The 22,686-nt window shown below is 74.0% G+C and carries 18 protein-coding genes and 1 riboswitch; of the genes, 10 read left to right on the forward strand and 8 right to left on the reverse strand.

Features of this window, described 5'->3' with window-relative positions; translation table 11 throughout:
* Entirely contained in the window at positions 1-888 is an 888-nt protein-coding gene (locus tag QSK52_RS16910; protein ID WP_285736904.1) for a GNAT family N-acetyltransferase, read from the reverse strand.
* Positions 889-1,166: 278 nt separating this feature from the next.
* Here QSK52_RS16910 and QSK52_RS16915 point away from each other — a divergent pair, with 278 nt between their 5' ends.
* From QSK52_RS16915 to QSK52_RS16925, 3 genes are all read left to right on the forward strand, one after another.
* Complete coding sequence (locus QSK52_RS16915; protein ID WP_285736905.1) at positions 1,167-2,525, forward strand: glutamine synthetase family protein; 1,359 nt, start codon at positions 1,167-1,169, stop codon at positions 2,523-2,525.
* A gap of 74 nt (positions 2,526-2,599) precedes the next feature.
* Positions 2,600-3,976, forward strand: a complete 1,377-nt coding sequence (locus QSK52_RS16920; RefSeq protein ID WP_285736906.1) for an aldehyde dehydrogenase family protein — start codon at positions 2,600-2,602, stop codon at positions 3,974-3,976.
* Positions 3,973-4,752 carry a 3-oxoacyl-ACP reductase gene (locus QSK52_RS16925; RefSeq protein ID WP_285736907.1) on the forward strand — a complete coding sequence of 260 codons (780 nt, stop codon included), beginning with the start codon at positions 3,973-3,975 and terminating at the stop codon, positions 4,750-4,752. The genes QSK52_RS16920 and QSK52_RS16925 overlap by 4 nt, the downstream gene beginning before the upstream one ends.
* Before the next feature lie 60 nt (positions 4,753-4,812).
* On the opposite strand, the gene QSK52_RS16930 is transcribed toward QSK52_RS16925, so the two are convergent.
* Both QSK52_RS16930 and QSK52_RS16935 read right to left on the reverse strand, forming a co-directional pair.
* Positions 4,813-5,214: a hypothetical protein gene (locus QSK52_RS16930; protein ID WP_285736908.1), complete on the reverse strand. Its 402-nt coding sequence runs from the start codon at positions 5,212-5,214 to the stop codon at positions 4,813-4,815.
* Between the two features lie 224 nt (positions 5,215-5,438).
* Entirely contained in the window at positions 5,439-8,537 is a 3,099-nt protein-coding gene (locus QSK52_RS16935; RefSeq protein ID WP_285736909.1) for a SpoIIE family protein phosphatase, read from the reverse strand.
* Positions 8,538-8,672: 135 nt separating this feature from the next.
* Between QSK52_RS16935 and QSK52_RS16940 the strand changes: the two genes are divergently transcribed.
* The 3 genes from QSK52_RS16940 (at position 8,673) to QSK52_RS16950 (ending at position 11,990) form a co-directional block, all read left to right on the forward strand.
* On the forward strand, positions 8,673-9,620 hold the full coding sequence (locus QSK52_RS16940) for a pseudouridine synthase (RefSeq protein ID WP_285736910.1): 948 nt from the start codon (positions 8,673-8,675) through the stop codon (positions 9,618-9,620).
* Between the two features lie 156 nt (positions 9,621-9,776).
* Entirely contained in the window at positions 9,777-10,676 is a 900-nt protein-coding gene (locus QSK52_RS16945) for an AurF N-oxygenase family protein (protein WP_285736911.1), read from the forward strand.
* 141 nt (positions 10,677-10,817) lie between these two features.
* Positions 10,818-11,990, forward strand: coding sequence for a CapA family protein (locus QSK52_RS16950; RefSeq protein WP_285736912.1), 1,173 nt, complete (start codon positions 10,818-10,820; stop codon positions 11,988-11,990).
* A gap of 37 nt (positions 11,991-12,027) precedes the next feature.
* Here QSK52_RS16950 and QSK52_RS16955 read toward each other — a convergent pair whose 3' ends face one another.
* Positions 12,028-13,278, reverse strand: coding sequence for a transglycosylase family protein (locus QSK52_RS16955; protein WP_285736913.1), 1,251 nt, complete (start codon positions 13,276-13,278; stop codon positions 12,028-12,030).
* A gap of 3 nt (positions 13,279-13,281) precedes the next feature.
* Positions 13,282-13,449, reverse strand: a riboswitch (cyclic di-AMP (ydaO/yuaA leader).
* A 472-nt stretch (positions 13,450-13,921) separates the two neighbouring features.
* On the opposite strand from QSK52_RS16955, the gene QSK52_RS16960 reads away from it, so the two are divergent.
* A complete protein-coding gene (locus tag QSK52_RS16960; RefSeq protein ID WP_285736914.1) occupies positions 13,922-15,253 on the forward strand; it encodes an MFS transporter in 1,332 nt (443 codons plus the stop codon).
* A gap of 112 nt (positions 15,254-15,365) precedes the next feature.
* A complete protein-coding gene (locus tag QSK52_RS16965) occupies positions 15,366-16,736 on the forward strand; it encodes an MFS transporter (RefSeq protein WP_285736915.1) in 1,371 nt (456 codons plus the stop codon).
* A gap of 39 nt (positions 16,737-16,775) precedes the next feature.
* On the opposite strand, the gene QSK52_RS16970 is transcribed toward QSK52_RS16965, so the two are convergent.
* Both QSK52_RS16970 and QSK52_RS16975 read right to left on the reverse strand, forming a co-directional pair.
* On the reverse strand, positions 16,776-17,057 hold the full coding sequence (locus QSK52_RS16970) for a pyrimidine/purine nucleoside phosphorylase (protein ID WP_285736916.1): 282 nt from the start codon (positions 17,055-17,057) through the stop codon (positions 16,776-16,778).
* A 327-nt stretch (positions 17,058-17,384) separates the two neighbouring features.
* Positions 17,385-18,833, reverse strand: a complete 1,449-nt coding sequence (locus QSK52_RS16975; protein ID WP_285736917.1) for a glycine hydroxymethyltransferase — start codon at positions 18,831-18,833, stop codon at positions 17,385-17,387.
* A 232-nt stretch (positions 18,834-19,065) separates the two neighbouring features.
* Between QSK52_RS16975 and QSK52_RS16980 the strand changes: the two genes are divergently transcribed.
* On the forward strand, positions 19,066-19,581 hold the full coding sequence (locus tag QSK52_RS16980; RefSeq protein WP_285736918.1) for a DinB family protein: 516 nt from the start codon (positions 19,066-19,068) through the stop codon (positions 19,579-19,581).
* A 76-nt stretch (positions 19,582-19,657) separates the two neighbouring features.
* Positions 19,658-20,149, forward strand: coding sequence for a F0F1 ATP synthase subunit B family protein (locus QSK52_RS16985; RefSeq protein ID WP_285736919.1), 492 nt, complete (start codon positions 19,658-19,660; stop codon positions 20,147-20,149).
* Positions 20,150-20,233: 84 nt separating this feature from the next.
* On the opposite strand, the gene QSK52_RS16990 is transcribed toward QSK52_RS16985, so the two are convergent.
* Both QSK52_RS16990 and QSK52_RS16995 read right to left on the reverse strand, forming a co-directional pair.
* A complete protein-coding gene (locus QSK52_RS16990; protein WP_285736920.1) occupies positions 20,234-21,532 on the reverse strand; it encodes a carbohydrate-binding protein in 1,299 nt (432 codons plus the stop codon).
* 273 nt (positions 21,533-21,805) lie between these two features.
* Complete coding sequence (locus QSK52_RS16995) at positions 21,806-22,603, reverse strand: TetR/AcrR family transcriptional regulator C-terminal domain-containing protein (protein ID WP_285736921.1); 798 nt, start codon at positions 22,601-22,603, stop codon at positions 21,806-21,808.
* Positions 22,604-22,686 lie beyond the last annotated feature (83 nt).

The following is a 22,686-nucleotide window of genomic DNA, read 5'->3' on the forward strand; positions in this document are numbered from 1 at the left end:
CTACCCGGGCAGCGAGAGGCGGAACTCGACGGAGCGGTGGGTGCTGCGGTAGCCCAGGGCGCGGTTGACCGCCAGCATGTCGGTGTTGTCCTCGGCGGTGTCGGTGAGCAGTCCGGTGATCCCGGGGTGCTCGGCCCGCGTCCAGCGGATCGCCTCGGCCTTCATCGCCCGGGCCAGGCCGCGCCTGCGGTGGGCGGGCTGGACCGCGGTCCCGTAGTGCTGGGCGTCACCGCAGCGGTCGGCGGGCAGCACCAGTTCGCTGAAGCCGACCAGTTCGCCGGTGGCCGTCTCCAGCACCGCGACGGTGTGCAGCAGTTCGCCCCGGTCGGCGACCGCCCGGGCCGCGGACAGCACCCGCTCCTCGTCCCAGGCGACGGTGCCGAACCCGGTGTCGCCCATCGGCATGTCGTCCATGGCGGTGCGCGAGCGGGTGAAGGCGGCCAGCCACTCCCCGGGGCAACTGCCGACCCAGGAGACCAGCCGGTAGCCGGGCGGCAGTTCGACAGCAGGGGGAGTGGCAGGACCGGGAGCGGTGGTGGTCAGGTCCAGTCGGCCGAAGTCGAGGACGAGGGCCCGCGCGAAGCCGCGGGCGGAGAGGAACGCATCGCCCGGGGAACCCTCGACGGCCTGGGCCAGCAGCGTGTCGCGGCCGTCCTCCCGGGCCGCGGCCACGGCGGCCGCGAGCAGTGCCGACCCCGCTCCGCGTCGCCGCTCGGCCGGGTGGACGTCCAGGGTGAGTTCGCCCAGGTGGGCCTGGCCGGGGGAGGTGAACAGCCGGAGGAAGGCACTGCCGAGCGGGGTGCCGTCCGGGGCGGCGGCCAGCCAGGCGAGGCGGCGCGAGCGGGGGCCGTCGGCGGGATCGGTGAGGGCGGTCAGACGGAAGGACACGGGTGGCGGGCTCCGGGGAGGACGGGATCGGGCGGGCACGCGCCACCGAAGCAGGTCCGGGCGCCCGGGGCAATCGGATTTCGGGTCCGGGGGAGGGCGGAGGGGAGCTGGAGAGCTGACTACCGGTCATCTCATCGGCAGTGATGATCTTCTGACGGTTGATCAGGAAAGGGCGACACCCGCGCGGGCACTGGTGCGCCCGGGCCGGGGGCGGGATCATCGTCGCTGTGGCGGACCGGTCCGCGTGCGGCGGGCCGGGTGGCGGAGGTGGTGGGCGGATGACCGGGACACGGCTCACGGTGGAGCGGCTGCGGGACTTGGTGGCCGAGGGCGCGGTGGAGACGGTCGTGCTGGCCGTCACCGACATGCAGGGCCGGCTGCAGGGCAAACGCCTGGACGCCGGGTACTTCCTCACCGAGGTGCTGACCGGCGGCGCCGAGGGCTGCGGCTACCTGCTGGCGGTGGACGTGGAGATGAACACCGTCGACGGATACGCCGTCTCCTCCTGGGAGAACGGCTACGGGGACCTGGTCTTCGCCCCCGACCTCGCCACCCTGCGGATGGTGCCCTGGCACCCGGCCACCGCCATGGTCCAGTGCGACCTCGCCCACCACGACGGCACCCCGGTCGCGGTCTCCCCCCGCCAGGTGCTGCGCCGCCAACTGGAACGACTGGCGGGCTACGGCTGGAGCGCCCACGTGGGCACCGAACTGGAGTTCATGGTGTTCCGGGACAGCTACGAGCACGCCTGGGAGAAGCACTACCAGGACCTGACGCCCGTCAACCAGTACAACGTCGACTACTCGATCCTCGGCACGGCCCGGATCGAACCGCTGCTGCGCCGCCTGCGCACCGGCATGGCCGGGGCCGGGCTGACGGTGGAGTCCGCGAAGGGCGAGTGCAACCTCGGGCAGCACGAGATCGCGTTCCGCTACGCCGACGCGCTGACCACCTGCGACGACCACGCGGTCTACAAGACCGGCGCCAAGGAGATCGCCGCGCAGGAGGGCGTCAGCCTCACCTTCATGGCCAAGTACGACCAGCGCGAGGGCAACTCCTGCCACGTGCACCTGAGCCTGCGCGACGAGCGGGGCCGCCCGGTGTTCCCCGGTGAGGGCGCGCACGGCTTCTCCCGGACGATGGAGCACTTCCTGGCCGGGCAGCTGGCCTGCCTCGACCGGTTCGCGCTGCTGCTGGCCCCGACCGTCAACTCCTACAAGCGCTACGTGCCGGGCAGCTTCGCCCCCACCGCGATCGCCTGGGGCCGCGACAACCGGACGTGCGCGCTGCGGGTGGTCGGGCACGGGCCCTCGCTGCGGTTCGAGAACCGGGTGCCCGGCGGCGACGTCAACCCGTACCTGGCGGTGGCCGCACTGATCGCGGCCGGACTGCACGGGGTGGAGCACCAACTGCCGCTGGAGGCCGAGTCCACCGGCAACGCCTACGCCTCCGACGCGCCCCGGGTGCCCGCGACGCTGCGCGAGGCGGTCGACCGCTTCGAGTCCAGCGAGGCCGCCACCGAGGCGTTCGGCAAGGACGTCGTGCGGCACTACGTCCACGCCGGGCGGGTCGAACTCGCCGCGTACGACGCCGCGGTGACCGACTGGGAGCGCCGCCGCGGTTTCGAGCGGCTGTGACGCGCGGCCGCGCCGAGCTGCTGCGGGCGGCCGCGGTGCGGGAACGGAACAGGACCGAGAGCGAGGAGGAGCAGGTGACCGAGGGGCCCGAGCCGTACCAGGTGGTCAATCCCGCCACCGAGGAGGTGATCGCCACCGTCGACCTGGCCGACCTGGCCGCGACCGACGCCGCGATCGCCCGGGCCGGGGCGGCGTTCGAGAGCTGGCGTCACGTGGCGCCCGGCGACCGGGCCCGGCTGCTGCGCCGCTTCGCCGCCGAAGTGGACGCCGAGCGCGAGCAGCTGGCCCTCCTGGAGGTCGCCAACGCCGGACACACCATCGGCAACGCCCGCTGGGAGGCCGGCAACGCCCGGGACGTGATCGAGTACTACGCGGGCGCGCCCGAGCGGCTGTTCGGCCGGCAGATCCCGGTGGCCGGCGGCCTGGACGTCACCTTCCACGAGCCGCTGGGCGTGGTCGGCGTGATCGTGCCGTGGAACTTCCCGCTGCCGATCGCCGCCTGGGCGCTGGCCCCCGCGCTGGCCGCCGGGAACACCGTCATCGTCAAACCGGCCGAACTCACCCCGCTCACCGCGCTCCGGCTGGCCGAACTCGCCCTGCGCGCGGGCCTGCCCGAGGGCGTGCTGCAGGTGCTGCCCGGCCGCGGCCCGGTGGTCGGGCAGCGCTTCGTCACCCACCCCGGCGTCCGCAAGGTGGTGTTCACCGGCTCCACCGCCGTCGGGAAGTCGGTGATGGCGGGCTGCGCCGCCCAGGTCAAGCCCGTCACGCTCGAACTCGGCGGCAAGAGCGCCAACATCGTCTTCGCCGACGCCGACCTGGACAGGGCCGCCGCCACCGCCCCGTACGCGGTCTTCGACAACGCCGGGCAGGACTGCTGCGCACGCTCCCGGATCCTGGTCGAGGCGAGCGTGCACGAGGAGTTCCTGGAGCGGTTGGAGCGCGCGGTCCGCGGGGTGCGGGTCGGTGACCCGGCGGACGAGAAGACCGAGATGGGGCCGCTGATCTCGGCCGCGCACCGGGCCCGGGTGGCGTCCTACGTGGACGGCGACACCGAGGTGGCGTTCCGCGGCAGCGCGCCCGAGGGGCCGGGCTTCTGGTACCCGCCGACGGTGCTGGCGCCGATCGCCCCCGACCACCGGGCGTTCACCGAGGAGGTGTTCGGCCCGGTCGTCGCGGTGGTCCCGTTCCGCGGCGAGAGCGACGCGGTGCGGATCGCCAACGCCACCGAGTACGGCCTGTCCGGGTCGATCTGGACGCGTGACGTGGGCCGGGCGCTGCGGGTCGCCCGGGCCGTGGAGGCGGGCAACCTGTCCGTCAACTCGCACTCCTCGGTGCGCTACTGGACGCCCTTCGGCGGTTTCAAGCAGTCCGGCCTGGGTCGCGAACTCGGACCGGACGCCCTGCACGCCTTCACCGAGACCAAGAACGTCTTCATCGCGACGGAGGAATGAACCACATGAGCAAGCGACTTGACGGCCGGGTGGCGGTCGTCACCGGCGCGGGCAGCGGCATCGGCCTGGCCACGGTGCGCCGCTTCGCCGCCGAGGGCGCGAAGGTGGTGTGCGCCGACATCGACGAGGAGACCGGCGCCAAGGCCGCCAACGAGGTCGGCGGCCTGTTCGTGCGCACCGACGTCACCGACGAGGAGCAGGTCCGGGCGCTGTTCGACACCGCCGTCGCGCACTACGGCAGCCTGGACGTGGCGTTCAACAACGCGGGCATCTCCCCGCCGGACGACGACTCGATCCTGGTCACCGGCCTGGAGGCGTGGAAGCGCGTCCAGGACGTCAACCTGACCTCGGTGTACCTGTGCTGCAAGTACGCGATCGGGCACATGCGGCGGCAGGGCAAGGGCTCGATCATCAACACCGCGTCCTTCGTGGCGGTGATGGGCGCGGCGACCTCGCAGATCTCCTACAGCGCCTCCAAGGGCGGCGTGCTGGCGATGAGCCGGGAGCTGGGCGTGGAGTTCGCCCGCGAGGGCATCCGGGTCAACGCGCTGTGCCCCGGCCCGGTCAACACCCCGCTGCTGCAGGAGCTGTTCGCCAAGGACCCGGAGCGCGCCGCCCGTCGGCTGGTGCACATCCCGCTCGGCCGGTTCGCCGAACCCGAGGAGATCGCCGCCGCGGTGGCCTTCCTGGCCAGCGACGACTCCTCCTTCATGACCGCCAGCACCTTCCTGGTGGACGGCGGCATCTCCGGGGCGTACGTCACCCCGCTCCCGTAGCAGCGCCGCGGCCGGGCGGGTCCGCTGGGGACCGGCCCGGCCGCGGCGGCGCCGGGGGCGTCAGTGCGAGGAGAAGGCGTCCCCGCCGACCGCGAGGGCGTCGCCGCCGTTGCCCAGCGCGTCGCCGCCGACGGCCAGGGCCGAGCCGCACAGCGCCTCGGCGTCGCCGCCGACCGCGCCCGCGTCCCCGCCCTCGGCCCAGGCGTCCCCGCCGACCGCACCGGCGCTGCCGCCCAGCGCGCCCGCGTCCCCGCCGACGGCCAGCGCGTCGCCGCCCTCGGCCCAGGCGTCGCCGCCCACCGCGCCCGCGTCGCCGCCCTGGGCCGCCGCGTCGCCGCCGACGGCCAGCGCCCCGTGCGGGTGCAGGTGGTGGCAGTGGGCGGAGGCGGTGCTGGCCCCACCGAGCAGGGCGAGCCCGGTGAGGAAGGTGGCGGTGGTGACCTTGGCGAGGCTGGAACGCATCGAGTTCTCCATGCTTGGCGTCGAACGCGTCGGCGTCGGACGCGGGTTGGTGCCGGACGCGACGATCATCGGCGCCCGCGGGCCCGGGCCGCACGCCGCGGGCCGGGCGGTCACCCGGCCGGGGCAAGGGCACCGCCGCGACGGGTGAGCGCGGTACCGCCGGATGCCGTACGGGGCGACGCGCACGGTTGACGGGCCTGCTGCACAAGGGAGTTGACGAGACGTCAGTGTGACGATCGGACCGGAAGCTCCATTTCGAACCAGACCACCTTGCCGTCCCGGGTCGCCCGGCTGCCCCAGCGGTGCGCCAGCTCGTTGATCAGCAGCATCCCCCGCCCGCCCTCGTCGTGCTCGCCCACCGGCCGCAGCCGCGGCTCCCGGCTGTCCGCGTCCGACACCTCCACGGTCAGCAGCGCCCCCCGGAACATCCGCAGCTGCATCGGCGACCCCGCGTGCAGCACCGCGTTCGCCAGCAGCTCGCCGGTCAGCAGCACCACCGGCTCCACCAGCGAGGAGAGCCCCCAGCCGGTCAGCGTCCGCCGGACGAACGCCCGGGCGTGCCGCAGCAGCGCCGGATCGCCGGAGAGCGCCAGGGTCGCCAGCCGGTCCGCGCCGACCGGACCGGCGTGCGCCATGATCACCGCCACGTCATCCTGCCCCAGCGTCGACCCGAACGCCCCCAGCACCGCGTCGCAGCCCCGCTCCAGGGTCGGCTGCCGCTCGGTGACCGTCCTGCGCAGCAGCTCCAGGCCGTCGTCCAGGTCCTGCCCGCGCCGCTCCACCAGCCCGTCCGTGTACAGCACCAGCAGCCCGTCCTCGCGCAGCGGGAAGCGCACCGACTCGAACGGCACCCCGCCCACGCCCAGCGGTGCACCCGGCGGCGGCTCCACCAGCCGGGCCTCGCCGTCCCGCTCCGAGAGCACCGGCGGCAGGTGGCCCGCGGAGGCCAGGATGCACTCCTCGTCCACCGGGTCGAACACCGCGCACACGCAGGTCGCGAACTGGCCCTCGCCGAGCTGCGCGGTCGCCTCGTCCAGCCGCCGCAGCACCCGGGCCGGGTCGAGGTCCAGCGTCACCAGCGTCCGCGCCACCGTCCGCAGCTGGCCCATCGTCGCGGCCGCCCGGATGCCGTGCCCCATCACGTCCCCGACGATCAGCGCCACCCGGCCGCCGGTCAGCGGCACCACGTCGAACCAGTCGCCGCCGATCTCGTCGCCCACCGTCGACGGCAGGTACCGGTGCGCGATCTCCAGCCCCGGCGTGCCGTGCACGTCCTGCGGCAGCAGGCTGCGCTGCAGGGTCAGCGCGGTGTCCCGCTCCCGCCGGTACAGCCGGGCGTTGTCGATGCACACCGCGGCCCGCGCCGCCAGCTCCTCGCCCAGCGCCTGGTCGGCCGGGGTGAACGACTCCGGGTTCGCCAGCCGCACGAACTCCACCCCGCCCAGCACCTGGCCGCGGGCCAGCAGCGGCACCATCAGGTACGAGTGGATCCCGGCGTCCAGGCCCGGCTGGACCCGGTCCGGGTGCGCGACGATCCGGCGCAGCTGGGCCTCGTCCACGTGCGGCACCAGGATCGACCGGCCGGTGCGCATCGCCTGCGCGTACAGCTTGGCCGAGTGCGTGGTCTCCCCGACCTGGTCCGCCGCCCCGGTCAGCAGCGTGCCGCCCTCCCGCTCGCCCACCGCGACCGCCCGCAGCGCCACCGAACCGGACTCCGGCACCGGCTCCGGGTCCTCGCCGGTCAGCACCGCCTCGCGGATGTCCACCGTCACGAAGTCCGCGAACCGCGGGACCACCACGTCCACCAGCTCCTGCGCGGTGATCGACAGGTCCAGCGTGGTGCCGATCCGGGTGGAGGCCTCGTTCAGCAGCGCCAACCGCTGCTGGGCGGCCTCGGCGGCCTCCAGCGCCCGCTGCCGCTGCTCGGCCGCGTCCCGCTCCCGGGTGTACAGCAGCGCGTTGTCGATCGACACCGCCGCCCGCGCCGCCAGCTCGCTCGCCAGCGCCAGGTCGGCCTGCCCGTACGGCGCCGTGTTCCGGGAGCGGAAGAACGTGGCGGTGCCGATCGCCGCGCCCCGGGCGATCAGCGGCACCACCATCAGCGAGAGCACCCCCTGGGCCCGGATCGCCCCGCCGCGCACCGGGTCGTCCGTGAACCAGCTCATCGCCGCGCCGTCCGTGCGCGGCACCAGCACCGGCCGCCCGTGCGACAGCGCCCACGCGTACGGCGTGCTCGGGTGCAGCCGCTGCACCGAACCGACCGGTGCGATCGCGGTCATCCCGCTGTCGGGCACGGTGTGGAACGCCAGCCTGCGCAGCACCGCGGACCGGTCCCGGCGGTCCGGCAGCGCGGGCGGTTCGCCCCGCACCAGGCCGTCCAGCACCTCCACCACCACGGTGTCGGCCAGGATCGGGGCGGCGGTCTCGGCCAGCTCCCGGGCCGTGGTCGCCAGGTCCAGCGTGGTGCCGATCCGGGTGGAGGCCTCGTTCAGCAGCGCCAGCCGCTGCTGGGCGGCCTCGGCGACGGTCTCCGCCTCGAAGCGGTCGGTGATGTCCACCACCGTGGTGCTCACCCCCAGCACCGTGCCGTCCGACTGCTCCAGCCGGAAGGTCGACACCGACCAGGCGTGCTCGCGCTCCGGGTCGGCCGCCGTCCAGCCGTGCGTCCGCAGGTCCACCAGCGGGTGGCCGTCGGCCATGACGCGGCGCATCGTGGCCTCGGCCGTCCGGCCGTCGATCCCCGGCAGCAGTTCGGTCAGCCGCCGCCCCAGGTGCTGCGCCACCGGCAGCCCGTTGATCCGGGCCAGCGCCTCGTTCAGCCGGACGAAGCGCAGCTCGGTGTCGAGCACGCCCATGCCGACCGGCGACTGCGTGAAGAACCCGTCCAGCAGCGCCAGGTCCGCCGCCAGCCGCCGCACCTCGCTGACGTCGGACGCCACCGCCAGCACCATCGGCGAGCCGCTGCGGTCCAGCACCGGGTAGGTCCGGAAGTCGAGCCGCACCAGGTGCCCGTCCCGGTGCCGCACCGGGAACACCCCGGCCCAGGGGCGGCCGCTCAGGATCCGGGCGAACAGTTCCAGCGCCTCCGGGCGCCGTTCCGGGCCGACCAGGATGTCCGCCGCGCGCGTCCCCACCGCGAGGTCCGCCGGGAAGCCGAGCAGGGCCTCCGCGTCCGGGCTCCAGTGCAGGATCCGGCCGTCCGCCGCGATCAGCGCCGTGGCCACCGGGATCGCGAGCAGGCCGTCCGGTACCGGCGCGCCACCTGCCGCGAGCGGGGAGGTGGGGCGGGTCCGGTGTGCCGTGCGCTGTCTGTCGGTGTCCATCTGGCCACCTGCCGTTCCGGGGGCGGTCACCGCCCTGCCATCGTCGCACGGCGGGCCGCCCGCGCCCAGACGGGTGACCTGCCGCTAGGGTGGACCGGATGGACACCCGTCGGACGAACCCCCCGGTGGCGCGCGGTGGTGCGTAGGAAACCCGCCCCCGTCAGCCCGCTGCCGCAACGCGACGGCATCGACCCCGTGCACGTCAGACTGCCGCTGGAGGGCCCCTGGCCGACGGTGCGCGCCTACCTGGAGGAGCGCTACGGCGCCGCCGCCGGGGAGGGGCGGATCGCCGCGATGCTCGCGGCCGGCGAGTTCGTCGCCGCCGACGGCCCGGTCACCGCCGACGCGCCCTACGAGCCCGGCGGCCACGTCTGGTTCCACCGCGAACCCGGACCGCCCGAGCCCGTGGTGCCCTTCCCGGTCGAGGTCCTGCACCGGGACGAGCGCATCGTGGTCGCCGACAAGCCGCACTTCCTCGCCACCACCCCGCGCGGCAGCCACGCCACCGAGACCGCCCTCGCCCGGCTGCGCCGCGACCTCGGCCTGCCCCGGCTCAGCCCCGCCCACCGCCTGGACCGGCTCACCGCGGGCGTGGTGCTGTTCGTCGCCGACCCCGCGCTGCGCGGCGCCTACCAGGGCCTGTTCGAGCGCCGCGAGGCCGTCAAGGAGTACGAGGCGGTCGCCCGGTACGAGGAGGGCGCGGCGGCCCGGCTGCCCGCCGTGGTGCGCAGCCGGATCCGCAAGGACCGCGGTCGGCTCGACGCGTACGAGGTGCCCGGCGAGCCCAACGCGGAGAGCCGGATCGAACTGGCCGAGGCCCGCGACGGCCTGGGCCGCTACCGCCTGGCCCCGCGCACCGGGCGCACCCACCAGCTGCGGGTGCACATGAACGGGCTGGGCCTGCCGATCCTGGGCGACCCGCTCTACCCCGCGGTGCTGGGCGGGGGCGACCCGGAGGACTACCGGCGCCCGCTGCAACTGCTGGCGCGCTCGTTGGAGTTCACCGACCCGGTGGACGGGCGGCGGCGGCGCTTCACCAGCGGGCGGGTGCTGGCGGCCTGGCAGGACCCGGCGGGCTGGTAGGGCCGGGGAGCGCTGGGCAGTGCCGGGGGCGACGGCCCGTCAGGGCCCGGCCGGGGCCGCTTCGTGCGTACTGTATTGACGGGAAGTCTAATAACTTCTACCTTCACGGCAGTGCCACCACTCCACCCTCTCCGCCCCCACCGCGAAGGAGCCGGCATGTCGCCCCAACCTGCCCGCACCGCCCCCGACCGGGAGCGCACCGCCGAACGCCTGCTCGCCTCCTCCGCGAAGCTCTCGTTCAACCCCCTCACGGACGTCGACTGGGACGCCGACCCCGTCCCCGGGGCCTACTACTGCCCGCCCCGCCACCTCTCCCTCTACGGCACCGACCTCTGGGAGCGGATGAGCGAGGAGCAGCGGATCGAACTCTCCAAGCACGAGGTCGCCTCCATCGCCAGCGTCGGCATCTGGTTCGAGGAGATCCTCATGCAGATGCTGCTGCGCCACGCCTTCGACCGGGACCCGACCAGCAACCACGTCCAGTACGCGCTCACCGAGATCGCCGACGAGTGCCGGCACTCGATCATGTTCGCCCGCATGATCGCCAAGATGGGCGTCCCCGCGTACGGCGCCGGGTTCGTCGCCCACAACCTCGGCCGGCTGTTCAAGGCGATCTCCACCCACAGTCAGACCTTCGGCGGCACCATGTACGTCGAGGAGATCCTGGACGCCTTCCAGCGCGAGGTGATGAACGACGACACCCTCCAGCCGCTCACCCGCCAGGTCTCCCGGATCCACGTCATCGAGGAGGCCCGGCACATCAGCTACGCCCGCGAGGAGCTCGTCCGCAAGCGCCTCGGCCCGGTGCGCCGCCGGTACGAGCAGCTGTTCATCGGACTGATCGTCTACTACGCCACCACCGCGCTGATCCACCCCCGGCTCTACGCCGCCGTGGGCATCGACCCCAAGGTCGGCAAGGCCGCGGCCCGTGCCAACCCGCGCTGGCGGGCCACCAAGGTCGAGATGGCGCAGAAGGTCGTCTCGGTGCTCGACCGGGCCGGACTGGTCGGCCGGACCAACCGCTGGCTGCTGCGCGCCGCCGGAGTGGTGGCCTGAACGGACGGCCCCGGGGCGCCGTGCGACCGCTTCCGTCCGATCCGGTTCCCGGATCGTGATCGTTCGGTGTCGGTGTGGACTTCCGGTGTTCGAGCGGCGCGGATAAAGTGCGTCGTCACCGAACCGCCGGGGGGTCCGTTCATGCACCGCACCACGGTCGGCACAGCCGCTGCCGCCGCCACCGTCCTGCTGCTCAGCACCGTCGCCGGGTGCGGCGGACCGGAACCCTCCGCGGACCGGGCCGCCACCGGCACGGCCACCGCGGCCCCGGCGTCCGCCACGCCCGACCCCACGGGCGCCGCGACCGCCGCGCCCACCGGACCGGCCCCCGGAGCGTCGGAGGGGAGCGCTCCGGCGGGCACCGGCACGGGCGGCAGCATCACGGTGGCGTTCGCCGGGGACGTCCACTTCGAGGGACGCACCGCCTCCCGTCTCGGCGCCGCCAAGGCCGACACCGCACTCGGCCCGATCTCCGGCACGCTGTCCGCCGCCGACCTCGCGGTGCTCAACCTGGAGACCGCGATCACCAGCCGCGGCAAGGCCGAACCCAAGACCTACACCTTCCGCACCACGCCCAAGGCGCTCGACGCGCTCAAGGACGCGGGCGTCGACGTGGTCTCCCAGGCAAACAACCACGCCGTCGACTTCGGCCCCGACGGCCTCGCCGACACCCTCGCCGCCAAGGCGGCCTCCCCGATACCGGTGATCGGCATCGGCAAGGACGCCGAGGAGGCGTACGCCCCGTACGTCACCACCGTGCGCGGCGTGAAGGTCGCCGTCCTGGCGGCCAGTCAGGTCAACGAGATCACCAACCAGAAGTGGCGGGCCGGCGCCCGCAAGCCCGGCATCGCCTCCGCCCTCGACGAGAACGCGCTGCTGCACGCCGTCGCCGCGGCGAAGGCGCAGGCGCCCGTGGTCCTGGTCTACCTGCACTGGGGCGACGAGGGCGTGGCCTGCCCGACCCGCGCGCAGACCAGCCTCGCCAAGAAGCTCGCCGACGCCGGAGCGACCGCCGTGGTCGGCACCCACGCCCACACCATGCTCGGCGCGGGCATGCTCGGGAAGACCTACGTGTCGTACGGCTTCGGCAACTTCCTCTGGTACGGCACCTCGAACTACACCGCCTCCGACGAGACCGGCGTCACCACGCTCACCGTCACCGCGGACGGCCGCGTCACCGGCGAGAGCTTCACCCCCGCCCACATCGACGGCCGCGGCGTGCCCGTCCCGCAGACCGGCAACGCCGCGAAGGCCGCCCAGCAGCGCCGCGACGGCCTGCGCGGCTGCACCGGGCTGGCCGCCGTCCCGAAGTGACGGCGGCTCAACCGGGCGCGCACCGGCGGGGCGGGGATCAGCCCAGGTCCAGCACCTGACCGGGGCGGATCAGGTCCGGGTTCTCGCCGACCACCTGCTGGTTCGACTTGTAGAGCTCGGACCAGCCGCCGCCCACGGCGTGCTCGCGGGCGATCGCGGCCAGCGTGTCACCGGGGTTGACGGTGTACGCCTGCGGGGACGGGGCGGTGGCCGGGGTCGGAGCCGGAGCCGGGGTCGGGGTCGCGGCTGTCGGAGCGGTGGACTCCGGAGCGGTGGACGCGCCCGCGGCCGGGGGTGTCGCGGTGCCGGTGGGCGCGGCCTCGGGGGTGGTGCCGGAGGCGCCGGCGTCGGCGGACGGGCCGGGGGACGGGGTGACCGGGAGGGTGGGGATCAGGCCGTTCCCGTTTCCGTTCCCGTTGTTGCCGTTGCCGTTGCCGTTGCCGTTGCCGTTGCCGTTGCCGGGGTTGCTCCCGTTCCCGTTGCTCCCGTTCGAGTTGCCGTCGGCGTTGCCGCCGTCGGCGGGCGTGCTCGGGCTGGGCGTGGCGCTCGGGTCGGTGGGCAGCAGCGGGACGCCGGGGGCGGTCGGCGGGACGGTCGGCGTGGCCTGGGCGTCCGGGGCGGGGGTGCTCGGCTGCGGCTGCGGCTGGGGGTGGGCCAGCTGCATGTAGCGCTCGTACAGGCTCTGGTGGCTGGTCCAGAACCAGGCACCGTTCTTCTCGTACCAGTACACGTGGGAGACCGGGTCGTAGCCGGGCAGGCCGGAGAAGACGGGAGCGGCGTTCCCGGCCGGGACGGTGCTGCCGTCCGGGGCGGCGTTGACCGCTGCCGCGCCGCGGGCGCCGCGCAGCGAACCCGTCTCGTCCGCGGAGTCGTTGTCGTCGACGACGCCCGGTGCGCTGGCGGTGTTCAGACCGGCGTCGTCCGCGCAGGCGGACCAGGGCGAGGGGCCCTCGGTGGCCAGGATGCGCTCGGCCACGGCGATCTGCTGGCTGCGGGTGGCCCCGTTCGGCAGCGGGGCGTACTGGGTGCCGCCGTAGTCGGTCCAGCGCTGGGCGTTGATCTGCAGGCCGCCGTAGAGGCCGTTGCCCTGGTCGGAGGCCCAGTTCCCGCCGCTTTCGCAGTCGGCGACCCGGTCCCAGACCGCGCTGGGAGCGGCGTGCGCGCCGGTCACGGCGAGCAGCGGCAGGGCGATGCCGACGCCGGCCACGCCGGCCGCCGCGATCGCGCGCTCGGTGGCCTTCTCCGCCGGGCCCTGCCGGCGGTGACGTCCCGAACCCGTGAAGAGCATGCGAGATCCTCTCCGCACGCCTGCGAGGTGAGCTGTCGGGTTCGGACCGGGAGGGAGGCCCGGCCGCCACGTCCCGGTCACCCGGCGCGGACGGCTTCACCCCTAGCCGTGGGGAACGGCAACAATCGTGGTTCCCCCGCCCCCGTCCAAGGGTTGTGGTGGTCGACCCGACAGCGCGGCGGACGGGGTTCGGCGTATTCGCGCGCGGGGCCCGGCGGTGCGGGCTGGGAGGAGCCTATTCACTCGAACGTGGCAATCACAAGCGCGTCGCGCCAGGATCACGCCCGCGTCACGCCGGTTGCCGCCTGGTCCGTGGACGACCTGTTGACGGCGCTTCGGACCGGGGTGGACGTCCGTCAGGTGGAGGGAGGGTTCGGTGGATCGGCTGGAGAAGTCTGGCCGATCGGTGGGATTGGGGCAGGGAGCGGCGGGGAAGGCCCGCGCCCGGGTTCGGCCGTGGGGAGACCCGCCTGAGTCAAGTCCCTTTCGGTGAACGGGAGTTCGGCGGAAAAGGGGCATTGGCGGCGTTGCGGATAAATCACGCGACAGGGGGTCGCAGGGCTTCCTACGATCGCCCTGCTCGCTGCGTCAGCCGAGTCGCCGGGTCCGTCGAGGAGGTCCTGTGGGTGTCGTGATTCCTGAAGTGCTCCGTACCGAGCGCCAGTTCGCCCGGCTGTTCGTCGGTCAGGCGCTGTCGGTGCTGGGTGACCGGGTGTCGTTCGTGGCGCTGCCCTTCGCGGTGCTGTCGATCGGGGGCTCGGCGGCCGACGTCGGGCTGGTCACGGCCGCCGGACTGGTCCCGCTGCTGGTGTTCACGCTGGCCGGGGGCGTCTGGGCGGACAGGCTGCCGAGGCAGCGGATCATGCTGGCCTCCGACCTGGTGCGGTGCGCCGTGCAGGCGGCCGTCGCGGTGCTGCTGTTCACCGGCACCGCCCGGGTCGGGGTGCTGGCGTTGCTGATGGCCCTGTTCGGTGTCGCCGACGCCTTCTTCCTGCCCGCCTCCACCGGGCTGCTGCCCCTGCTCGTCCCCGCCGACCGACTGCGCGAGGCGAACGCACTGCGCGGGTTCGTGCAGTCGAGCAGCCTGGTGGTCGGGCCCGCGCTGGCCGGCCTGCTGATCGCCGCGGCCGGCCCGGGCGGGGCGTTGGCGACGGACGCCGCGAGTTTCGCGGTCAGCGCGGCCGTGCTGGCCCGGCTGGGCACGGTCGGCGGTTCGGCGGTCGACGGTCCGGTGGTCGACGGTTCGACGGTGGGCGGTTCGCCGCTCGGCGTGGCGGACGCGGAGCGGGGCGAGCGGCTCGGGTTCCTGGCCGAGCTCCGGGTCGGCTGGCAGCAGGTGCGCAGCCGGACGTGGGTCTGGGCGGGGATGCTGGGGCTGGCGGTCTACCACGTGGTGGTGCTGCCCTCGGTGTTCGTGCTCGGGCCGGTGCTGGCGAAGCGCGAATGGGGCGGGGCCGGTGCGTGGACCGTGGTGGTCATCGCGTTCGGCCTCGGCTCGATCGTGGGAGACGTGTGCGCCTACCGCCTGAAACCGGCCCGTCCGATGGCGGTCGCGGCCGTGGCGCTGGCGGTCGCCTCCTGCCAGGCGCTGATCATCGGATCCGGCGCGCCGGTCTGGGCGATCGCCGCGCTGGAGGCGGTCACCGGAGTGGGGGTGTCCCTGTGCTTCGTGCTGTGGGAGACCTCGCTCCAGGTGCACATACCGGAGCGGGTGCTCTCCCGGGTCAGCTCCTACGACCACCTGATCTCCGTCGCCCTGATGCCGCTCGGGCTGGTGCTGGCCGGTCCGCTCTCCGACGGTCTCGGCGTGCGTCCGACGCTGTTCGGGATGACCGCCCTCGCCGTCCCGGCCTCGCTCGCCCTGTTGCTCCTCCCCGCGGTCCGCCGCCTGCCCGCGAGCCTGCCGGTCGAGGCCGGAGCGGCCTCCGGGCGGCCCGATCCCGATCCCGCTCCCGGAGCGGTGGTGGGAGCGTGACCTCGCCCATAGATCCAGTTATCCAAGAAACATTGGAATATCCTGACCCGCGGAGGGGCCGATCCCCGCCTTGCCCGTGCGCCCCCGCACGCACCACCCAGGAGCAGCACCCATGACCCTCGCCACCCATTCCTCCCCGCAGCACCCCCCGCCGCCCGGCCCCGTCGTGCCCGGCCCCGGCGCGTCCGGCTCCGGCACGCCCGGCCGCCCGGGCGCCCGTCCGGTCAGGCTCGGCCTGCGCGCCAACCTCGCCCAGTTCGGCCTGCTGGTCGCGGTGAACGCACTGGTCGGCGGCCTGCTCGGGCAGGAGCGCACGGTGCTTCCGCTGCTCGCGGACCGGACGTTCCACCTGTCCGCCTACACCGGCGCGCTGACGTACATCCTGGCGTTCGGCGCGACCAAGGCGGTGACCAACTTCTTCGCCGGGACGCTCTCCGACCGCTACGGCCGCAGACCGGTGCTGATCGCGGGCTGGCTGGTCGCGCTGCCGATCCCCGCCATGCTGGCCTGGGGCCCGACCTGGGAGTGGATCGTCGCGGCCAACGTGCTGCTCGGCGTCAACCAGGGGCTCGCCTGGTCCACCACCGTGATCATGAAGATCGACCTGGTCGGTCCGGCCCGCCGCGGCCTGGCCATGGGTCTCAACGAGGCCGCCGGGTACCTCGCGGTGGCCGTCACCGCGACCGCCACCGGCGCGATCGCCGCGCACTGGGGGCTGCGCCCGGCGCCCTTCCTGCTCGGGGCCGCCTACGTGGCGCTCGGCCTCGGCCTGACCGCGGCCGCCGTCCGGGAGACCCGCGAACACGCCCGGGCCGAAGCAGCAGCACACGCGGCCGCACACCCGGCCGCGGCGGGCCAGCAGCCCCGGCTGAGCACCGCCCGAATAGCCCGCACCACCAGCTTCGACGACCGGGCGCTGTCCGCCGCCAGCTGGGCGGGCATGGTCAACAACCTGAACGACGCCCTGGCCTGGGGCGTCCTCCCCCTGCTGTACGCCGCGCACGGGTTGGGCCTGGGGCGGATCGGCGTCCTCGCCGCGCTCTACCCGGCGGTCTGGGGTGCGGGGCAACTGCTCACTGGCTGGTGGTCGGACCGCGTCGGCCGCAAGCACCTGATCACCACCGGAATGCTGCTCCAGGCGGCCGCCCTCGGCCTGGTCGCGGTCGGCACCACCTTCCCGGTGTGGGCGGCGGCCCAGGCCCTGCTCGGCGCGGGCACCGCACTGGTCTACCCGACCCTGCTCGCCGTCATCGGGGACGTCGCCCACCCGGCCTGGCGGGCCCGGGCCGTCGGCGTCTACCGGTTGTGGCGCGACGGGGGGTTCGCGGTCGGGGCGCTGGTCGCGGGCGTCCTCGCCGACGCCCACGGCCTGACCACCGCGGTCTGGGCCGTCGCCGCCCTCACCGCGGCGGCCGGGGTCACGGTGGCGGTGCGGATGTACGAGACCCGTCCGCGGGCGGTCGGACGGGGCCCCGCCGACTGACCCGCCGCGGGCGGGCGGTCCGTCGGCGGGGCGGTGGGGTCAGCAGTACTCGCAGAGGTAGGCCGTGTCGACCGAGACCTGGAGCTGGAACTTGCTGTCACCCGGAACGGAGAAGCGCTCACCGGCGGAGAAGGTCCGCCACTCCTCGGCGCCGGGCAGCTTGACGGTCAGCGCACCGCTGACCACGTGCATGACCTCGGGCGCGGCGGTGCCGAACTCGTACTCGCCGGGGGCCATCACGCCGACGGTCGCCGGGCCGTCGGCCGAGGTGAAGGCGACCGACTTGACCGTGCCGTCGAAGTATTCGTTGACCTTGAGCATGCGCGTTCTCCTGCGGAAGGTGTGCGGGACGGCGGCCCGGGCGTCGCACGCCCGGCCGCGGCGGGGTGAGCCTAGCGGCGCGGGCCACCGCACCACCGGAGGCGTCCGCTGGTTGGTCACCGCGTTCGGGGCGGGCCGCCCTGCCGGTCGGCCGCCCGCTACCGGGGCGGAGACGGCGGGGGCCGAGGCGGCCTGGGCGGAGACGGTCGGCCCGGGCCCGGGCCCGGGCTCGGGGCCGCCGGGGGCGGAGAGCGGCCCGGCCCGGCCCGCGGTGCTGCTGCGGGCCGGGCCGGTCGGCGTCCGGACGGGGACGCGGGGGAGGGAGGATCAGCCGAGCGCGATGCCCGGGTAGAGCGGGTGGTCGGCGAGCAGGTCGACCGCGCGCTTGGCGACCGAGTCGCGCACGGCCTCGTCCAGCGCGTACTGCGCCTTCGAGGAGCCCACCGGGACGGCCGCCGTCAGCACCGTGTGGATCAGCTCGGCGACCTCGTCCAGCTCCGCCGCGCCCAGCCCGCGGGTGGTCAGGGCGGGCGTGCCGAGCCGGATGCCGGAGGTGTACCAGGCGCCGTTCGGGTCCTGCGGGACGGCGTTGCGGTTGGTGACGATGCCGGAGTCCAGCAGCGCCGCCTCCGCCTGGCGACCGGTCAGCCCGTACGAGGAGACGTCCGCCAGCACCAGGTGGTTGTCGGTGCCGCCGGTGACCAGCCGGGCGCCGCGCGCGAGCAGGCCCTCGGCGAGCGCCCGCGCGTTGTCCACGACCTGCTGGGCGTACACCCGGAACTCGGGGCGGCGGGCCTCCGCGAACGCCACCGCCTTCGCCGCCATCACGTGCGACAGCGGGCCGCCGAGCACCAGCGGGCAGCCCCGGTCGACGTGCTCCGCCAGCTCGGAGGTGCACAGCACCATGCCGCCGCGCGGGCCGCGCAGCGACTTGTGCGTGGTGGTGGTGACGATCTGGGCGTGCGCCACCGGGTCGAAGTCGCCGGTCAGCACCTTGCCCGCGACCAGACCGGCGAAGTGCGCCATGTCGACCATCAGGGTCGCGCCGACCTCGTCCGCGATCTCCCGCATCCGGCGGAAGTTCACCAGGCGCGGGTACGCCGAGTACCCGGCCACCAGGATCAGCGGCTTGAACTCCAGGGCGATCCGCCGGACTTCGTCGTAGTCGACCAGCCCGGTCACCGGGTCCGTCCCGTAGCTGCGCTGGTCGAACATCTTGCCCGAGATGTTCGGCCGGAAGCCGTGGGTGAGGTGGCCGCCCGCGTCCAGCGACATGCCCAGCATCCGCTGGTTGCCCAGCTCGCGGCGCAGCTCGGCCCAGTCCTGCTCGCTCAGGTCGTTCACGTTGCGGACCTGGGCCCGCTGCAGCGCCGGGCTCTCCACCCGCTGCGAGAGCACCGCCCAGAACGCCACCAGGTTGGCGTCGATCCCGGAGTGCGGCTGCACGTAGGCGTGCTCCGCGCCGAACAGCTCGCGGGCGTGCTCGGCCGCCAGCTCCTCCACGCTGTCCACGTTGCGGCAGCCCGCGTAGAAGCGGCGGCCGGGGGTGCCCTCGGCGTACTTGTCGCTCAGCCAGTTGCCCATCGCCAGCAGCACCGCGGGCGAGGCGTAGTTCTCACTGGCGATCAGCTTCAGCGAGGCGCGCTGGTCCGCCAGTTCCCCGGAGATCGCCGCGGCGATCCGGGGTTCGACGGCGCGCACCACGTCCAGGGCGCTGCGGAAGGCGGTGTCGGCGGCGGGGCTGCCGAAGGTGTGCGCGGGCAGGGACTCGACCACGGGCGGTCTCCTCGTAGTACGGAACGACGATTCGGACGGCCCAGGCGCACGGCGACAGCGAACGGCGCCCGAGGGCACCGCGCGGGGCCGCTCCCCGATGGTGACTTCCATCCCAGCGCGCCAGTCACGGCCCACCGCGATGCTACCAACCGCCGGGGCCTTCCCGTCCCGGGCCCGGGACGCGGTGAAATCCCCTGGTGCGGTCGGGCCCCGGATCGGCATGATCGGGCACATGACATGGACCGTCCCCGCCGTCTCCCGCCCCGGCGGCTCGCTCACCGCGCCCGAGGCCGAGCTGCTGCCCGACTACCTGGCCTGGCACCGTGCCACCTTCCTGCACAAGTGCGCCGGCCTGACCGGCGAGCAGCTCGCGCTGCGCCCGCTGCCCGTGAGCTCGCTCTCGCTGCTCGGGCTGATGCGCCACCTGGCCAAGGTGGAGCGGACGTGGTTCCGGATCCGCTTCGCGGGCCAGGACGTTCCGCCGCTGCACGCCGTGGAGGGGCACAAGGACGCCGACTTCGACCTGCTGGAGCCGGAGCGGGCCGAACAGGAGTGCCTGGCACTCCTGGAGGAGCAGCGGCTCGCCGACCTCGCGGTGGCCGGTGCCGGGCTGGACGAGACCCTGGCCGCGTACGGCGAGGAGCAGTCGCTGCGGATGACGTACCTGCACGTCATCACCGAGTACGCGCGCCACAACGGGCACGCCGACCTGCTGCGCGAGCACACCGACGGGGTGACCGGGGGCTGAAGTCCCTTGGCATGCAAGGGCGCTGGACCGGTACCCGGACGAACGGTTCGTCAGATGACCGTATAGCATACTGAGTATGGGACCTCTCGAACCGAACGTGCCCGAGCTGATCCTCGGACTGATCGTCTTCTTCGCCCTGTTCTGGGCGCTCGGCAAGGTGCTGCTGCCCCGCATCGAACGCACCCTCGCCGAACGCCACGACAAGACCGACGGCGGCATGGCCCGGGCCGAGGCGGCCCGGGCCGAGGCGGAACGCATCCGCCGGGAGTTCCAGGCCGAGCTCGCCGCGGCCCGGCACGAGGCCGCCGCCATCCGGCAGACCGCCGCCGAGGAGGGCGCGGCCCTGGTCGCCGCCCTGCGGGCGGAGGGCCTGCAGCAGCGCGAGCAACTGGTGGCCGAGGCACACGTGCAGCTGGCCGCCGACAAGGTGCTGGCCGAGGCCGAACTGCGCGAGGACGTCATCAAGTTGGCGTCCGAGCTGGCCTCCCGGGTGGTCGGCGAGCCGCTCGGCGACCTGCCCTCGACCCGGGCCGTCGCGGAGGAGTTCCGCAACCGCGCCGAGGTCTGACACCCCGCCAGGGGAAGCGGACGGGCCGCCCGGTCCCGAGCACGAGGCTCGTGGACCGGGCGGCCCGTCCGTTCGCCGGGTGGTTCAGGAGCACGGGCCGTCGTCGGCCCACACGCCCCACTGGCCGCTGCCGGCCGGGTTCTCGTTCAGCGTCCACCACTTGGCGTGGTAGTTGTGGCCGTTGTAGCTGACCTTGTCGCCGCCCACGTAGGTGGTGGTGGCGGACCAGGCCGGGCTGCAGGTCCCGGTGCCGGGGGAGGAGCTGGTCCCGGTGCTCGGCGAGGTGCTGCTGGTCGGCGACGGGGACGCGGTGCTGGTGGGCGGGGTCGCACCGGCGAACTTCACCGTGTACTTGGTGAAGTCCCAGTCGTTCTGGGCCACGCTGGAGCAGGCGCCGGACAGGCCGGGGTCGACCGTGCCGGGGCACTGGCGGTCGCGGTTGACCGACCAGTAGGTGTAGCGGGCCAGCTTGTGCGCGGTGGCGAAGTCCAGCACGGTCTGGAAGTCCGCCTGCCTGAAGTACTCCGCGGCGTCGGTCCGGCCGTTCATCAGCGACACGCCCTCGTGGGCGTACGCGGTGGCCTCGTTCCAGCCGAAGGTGTTCTGCAGGATCTGGTTGAACTTCACCAGCGCGTCGGTCTGCGCCGCCGCCCCGTTGAACCCGCCGTCGAACGGCATGATCGAGTAGTTGTTCGGCGTGAAGCCCTGGGACTTCGCCTCCAGCAGCATCTGGGTGCCGAACCAGCCGGTGCCGGCGTTGGTGCCCGCGGTGGTGATGGAGACGTAGATGCCCGGGTTGTTCTGCTGCAGGATGCGGGCCGCGCCGATCTCGTTGTGGATGGCGGCGGTGTTCTCGTACTCGGGCTCCTCGAGGTCGAAGTCGATCGCCTTGAGGTTGTACTTGGTGACGACCTTCTGGTACGCGGCGGCGGTGGCCTCCGGGGTGCCGCAGGTCTGGCCGAGCTTGGTGCCGCCGTAGCCGCCCACCGAGACCGAGACGTCGCCGCCCTTGTTGCGGATGGTCTGGATGACGGCCGGCATCGTGGTGTCGGTGTCGATCGAGGACGTCCCGCCCCAGGACGGGCTGCAGGTGCTGCCCTGGGCCAGGATGAACGCGAGTTGGAACGCCTTCTGGCCGGTGGCGTCCATCACGGCGGCGGCGTCCGGCGGGCTGTTGTCCTCCGGCATCAGGTACGGCGCGGAGGCGTACCAGTTGGAGCCGAGCCCGGCCGCGGTCGCGGCGTTCGCCGGGCCGGAGGCGGCGACGGCCGAGACGGCGCCGGCCAGCAGGCCGAACACGGACAGGGCGACCGCGACGGCGCGCCGCGGGCGGCGCGGTCGGGCCGGGGCGGCGGGGGAGTGTGGGGGAAGGGCGCGTTCCATCGAAGACCTCTCCGGGAGGCGGCGAGGACGGCGGCCCGGACGCGCGCGGACGTGGGGGTGCGCGGCCGGGCCAACGGTCGGGTACCTGGCCGAGGTTGACGTGACTGCCACTGGTATAGACCTGTGCCGGTGTGCCGTCAACCCTTGCCGCCGCACTCCGGGCGGGCGGTTCAGGGGGTGGTCAAATCGCGGCAAAGCCCAGGTCAAGGCGGTCGCCGCGGCTGCGTCGACGTCTCGTCGGGCGCCGACGGTCCGTCAGGCGTCGACGGTGCGTCAGGCGTCGACGGTGCGGTCCGCCCGATCGGTGCGGAGCACGTGGTCGGCGCGGTCCCCCCCGTCCGCCCCGCCCGCGCGCCGGGTGCGGGCGTCGGCCGGCAGGTAGGACTCCAGGCCGCGCAGGAACACCTCGATCTTGAAGGCGTAGCGCTCGTCCCCGTCGCCCGTCACCATGGTGTCCGCCATCCCCTGCAGCTTCGGGAAGCGGTCGGTCGGGAGCGCCAGCAGGAAGGTGCGCAGCTGGCCGAAGTACTCGTGGATGTCGGTGCCCCGGGCGATCCGCTCGGCGTACACCGAGGCCTCGTACGCGTCGGTGTCGATCAGCTGGCCGAGCCCGTCCAGCGCCCAGGCGGCGACCTGGGGCGGCAGGCCGACCTGGAGCAGCAGGTCGAGCAGAAACTCGGTGATCGCCAACTGGCTCTCGCCCAGCGGGATGCTGCCCAGCGACACCAGCGACACGTCCCGGTGGGAGGTCAGCACCCGCTGCGCCTCGAAGCAGACCTCGGTGATCTGCTCCTTCCAGCGCTCGGGCTCCGGCCGCGGCGGCAGCCGGATCTCGGAGACCACCCGCTCCAGCACCAGCTCGAACAGCTCCTCCTTGTTGGAGACGTGCGCGTACAGCGAGGCCGGGCCGGTGCCCAGCTCCTGGGCGACCCGGCGCATGGTGACCCCGGACAGGCCCTCGGCGTCCAGCACCCGGACCGCGGTCTCCACGATCAGCGAGCGGCTGAGCGGCTGTCGCGGCTCCGCCTTGCGGGGCTTGTGCCACGGGATCTCGGGCATCTGCGCGGACATCGGGCCACCTGCTTTCGCTGAACGTTCCGTCGGCGATCATCGTACTCCCGACGAACGCCGTTCGACGGGTGCGCGAACCGGCC

Source organism: Kitasatospora phosalacinea, from assembly GCF_030268885.1.
Taxonomy (GTDB): domain Bacteria; phylum Actinomycetota; class Actinomycetes; order Streptomycetales; family Streptomycetaceae; genus Kitasatospora; species Kitasatospora phosalacinea_C.